The 3,124-nt window shown below is 38.0% G+C and carries 6 protein-coding genes and 1 tRNA gene; all 7 read right to left on the reverse strand.

From position 1 onward, the window contains the following. Window positions 1-169: 169 nt before the first annotated feature. The 7 genes from ACYQ21_RS15070 to ACYQ21_RS15100 all read right to left on the reverse strand — a co-directional run bounded on the left by ACYQ21_RS15070 (window position 170) and on the right by ACYQ21_RS15100 (window position 2,890). Window positions 170-237, reverse strand: a tRNA-Ser gene (locus tag ACYQ21_RS15070). 149 nt (window positions 238-386) lie between these two features. Beyond that, on the reverse strand, window positions 387-563 hold the full coding sequence (locus tag ACYQ21_RS15075) for a hypothetical protein (RefSeq protein WP_460059456.1): 177 nt from the start codon (window positions 561-563) through the stop codon (window positions 387-389). 63 nt (window positions 564-626) lie between these two features. Continuing rightward, window positions 627-1,763 (reverse strand): DNA cytosine methyltransferase, encoded by a 1,137-nt coding sequence (locus tag ACYQ21_RS15080; RefSeq protein ID WP_460059458.1) that lies wholly within the window; start codon window positions 1,761-1,763, stop codon window positions 627-629. Further along, the gene (locus ACYQ21_RS15085) at window positions 1,696-2,112 is read right to left on the reverse strand and encodes a DNA cytosine methyltransferase (protein ID WP_460059460.1); all 417 of its coding nucleotides are present in this window, start codon (window positions 2,110-2,112) and stop codon (window positions 1,696-1,698) included. Before ACYQ21_RS15085 ends, ACYQ21_RS15080 begins: the two co-directional genes overlap by 68 nt. A gap of 41 nt (window positions 2,113-2,153) precedes the next feature. After that, a complete protein-coding gene (locus tag ACYQ21_RS15090) occupies window positions 2,154-2,423 on the reverse strand; it encodes a hypothetical protein (RefSeq protein ID WP_460059462.1) in 270 nt (89 codons plus the stop codon). 66 nt (window positions 2,424-2,489) lie between these two features. Next, complete coding sequence (locus tag ACYQ21_RS15095; RefSeq protein WP_460059464.1) at window positions 2,490-2,741, reverse strand: hypothetical protein; 252 nt, start codon at window positions 2,739-2,741, stop codon at window positions 2,490-2,492. After that, complete coding sequence (locus tag ACYQ21_RS15100) at window positions 2,738-2,890, reverse strand: hypothetical protein (protein WP_460059466.1); 153 nt, start codon at window positions 2,888-2,890, stop codon at window positions 2,738-2,740. Before ACYQ21_RS15100 ends, ACYQ21_RS15095 begins: the two co-directional genes overlap by 4 nt. Window positions 2,891-3,124: the final 234 nt, after the last annotated feature.

Below are 3,124 nucleotides of genomic sequence, written 5' to 3' on the forward strand. Positions count from 1 at the left end.
TATTTGCCTATTGCTAGGCAATGCTGATACCTGGAATCGAACCAAGAAATCCCGCTCCTATCACTTATCAAGCAAGAGGTGCTAATTATCAGCGTATTGACAATGTATTCACCTGTACATTGCCGAACCGAATGAGTAAAAATAATTTTTTCTTCTTTATTTTTGGTGATGCAACTTTCAGGATTTGAACCATCATCTCTCATATCTCATGAGCGCTCTACCGTTGAGCTAAAGTTGTCGGGTATTAATTGTTATCGAATGTTGCCGTTTTATTGTCAAAAATACATACAATCAAATAGGTTAAAGATAGCATTAAGAGAAATGGCAAGCAGACAACAAACGCCACCATTGCAAGACATAAAACTAATGGTCTAAGTATCATCTTTTTAACTCCTCATTGTTTCAAGCTGATATAATTGAACGCTACCTTTACCTTTGTACTGCTTGGCAAAATTTTCGGCCTCAGGTCTTTCTTCAAAATAATGTTTTTTAGGTTTTGTCTTTTTGACTGTGCTGATTTTAGTGATTTGCACAATCCACTCTGGCTGTTTCGCTTTAACCATTTTTAATTTTCCCTTTCATACTCATAAAATTCCTTTGTCAGAAAGCCTCTATACCATAATCCTTTAAGCCGTCTCCGATAAAACTTTGTTAAATATTTCTTTAGAACATAGTTCTGGCAAGTTTGCCTCGACTAAGGCTTTAGCACACGACGGAACAACCATATTACCGATACGCGCCACCTGCTTAGCTTTACTAATCTTCTTGCCGTCTTTATCTCGGTCTAAGATATAAGTATCTGGTACACCTTGAGCCTTGGCAAGTTCATGTGGCTGCAACATCCGTAGTGTAATATCAGTTATCCGATAATTTTGATTATGCACTCTCACTAAGCCAAACCTATCTTTGGTGGGGATTGTATGCAGTGGCATTTTAACATCTTGACCAATATCAGATCCGTAGTATTTTGTTAAAAATGCTTGATCAAAATTCTCTTCAAAAAACAGCTGAATTTCAGGTTCTCTATCAATGTCTTCATTTGTCATAGACACATTGACTAGAGAATGATGGTCTACCGATGTAATGGTGTCCGTTGGCTCTCTCATATCAATTCCAGCGCCTTGATAGTTTCCACCAAAATACTTTGATAAAAACGATGACACTAACATTTGATGGCCACCCGTTGTAATCGTCGTCATCGGTGCCGTCATTTCACTACCTGGATGACCCGTATTGTTGACCGCTAAAAATGGTGTCACCAAACAGTGCTCAGCCTTAGTAGTGATTGTCGTTAGGGGCTGACTAAGCGGATAAACTAGCCTATCCTTACCGTATCCTGTCTGACCAATCCTTAATACAAATGGCTCATGACTTTCAAATACAAACTTTTTCAGCCCTCTCGCAATGCGTTGCATTGTATTAGGACTTAAAGGCTTTTTCCGACCAAAAATTGATTTACCTGGCAGTGACCAATCAATACATTCAACTGCTGAATGATAAGGCAATAACTCACCTCTTCTAACTTCTTCGCTATCCCTTGGGGCATGGGTTGGTTCTGGCCAAATAATCGGTCTGCCATCACGACGTGCGATTAAAAATAATCGCTTCCGTGTCGTGGGCGCACCATAATCACAAGCTCGTAACTCTCTGAAAGATACTTCATACCCTTGATTTTTCAAGGCATTGGTAAAGGATTTAGAGGTCAGGCATAGTGCCTTTTTCCGTTTTAATGAGAGGTCCCCATGTTTTGAATTCTTCGACATTTTCAAGAATAATGACTCTAGGCTTAACAGTAGCAGCCCACCTAATTGCAATCCATGCTAACCCTCTAATTTTCTTATTTACAGGCGTTTTACCCTTCGCCTTGGAAAAGTGTTTACAATCGGGAGAAAGCCAACACAAGGCAACTGGACGGCCATCTGCGACCTCACGTGGATCAACATCAAAGACATCTTCGCAATAATGTTTGGTATCAGGATGATTGACTGCGTGCATAGCAATCGCATCAGGGTCATGATTGATTGCAACATCAACTGAACGACCAATGGCCTGCTCTATACCAGTTGAAGCACCACCACCACCTGCAAAATTATCAATGATTATCTCTTTCAATATCTCACTTCCCTCATACTTTCAAAAAACTTCAATATGTTTCAATCTATTTTCAAAAACCAACCACGATCATCCGCTGACAAATAGTCTGCTTCCTGAAGTTCATTCCAAAATCCATCAAACTTCCGTCGATTACTTTCTCCGTATCTCTTACAAAACATACTTTTCACTGACTTCTTTTCAATATCCCAATCCTTTGGCAAACTCATAAGATGAATTAAAAGTACCAATGATTTTGGGGATAATGACGAATCCTGAATGATTGATTTAGGAATTGAAATATATTGAGATATTTTGTTTTTTTGAATCATGTGTTTGAACCTTTCTTTTCGTTGCTTCCGAAATCTGGACATGAAGATATTGTCATCCAGCCACCTCTATAATGTTTTAGAATAGCCTTTAACCGCCTTATTCCGCGTCAGGTAGCCTTTGCCTTCATTGTCATCAAGTATGCTTTCTGTTTCAGCATCAACAATTCGATAACGATTTGTAGTCAAGTAAAAAGCCATAATTTTAACTTTTACTTTGAATTTTTTTATTTTAAATTCAGGATTCACTTCTGCTGGCGATACCTCTCCGTTTTGCAGAAGTTTGCTTTTCGCTATCACAAAAATTTCTTCCTTTTTCATTCAAACACCTGCGCTACCTTTTCTACTGTTGACAGAACAATCCACTCATTATCTTGCTTGCTATACATCTTTTGATTAGTATAAAGTTCCACGCGATTTTCATAAACGACCTCAGCTATTACATCCGAGAATGGCAGTTGATAAATCAAAAGTTCTATATCACTGCCTCTGATTTAATTGTGACACCGTTAAGAAATAGAGTGTTCTCTTCAACAGTAGAATTTTCCAACTCAGACAAGAAATCTTCTACATATTTTTTGACCCAGTTCATTTTGAAACCTCCCATAAATTATTCAGCATACAAAAAGAGAACAAATTTCTTTGTTCTCTGAATCGTTGGTATTATTGGGTTTGTTAAGAATATCAAATTATAAAATACTTAC

This window comes from Pseudolactococcus yaeyamensis (assembly GCF_054658615.1).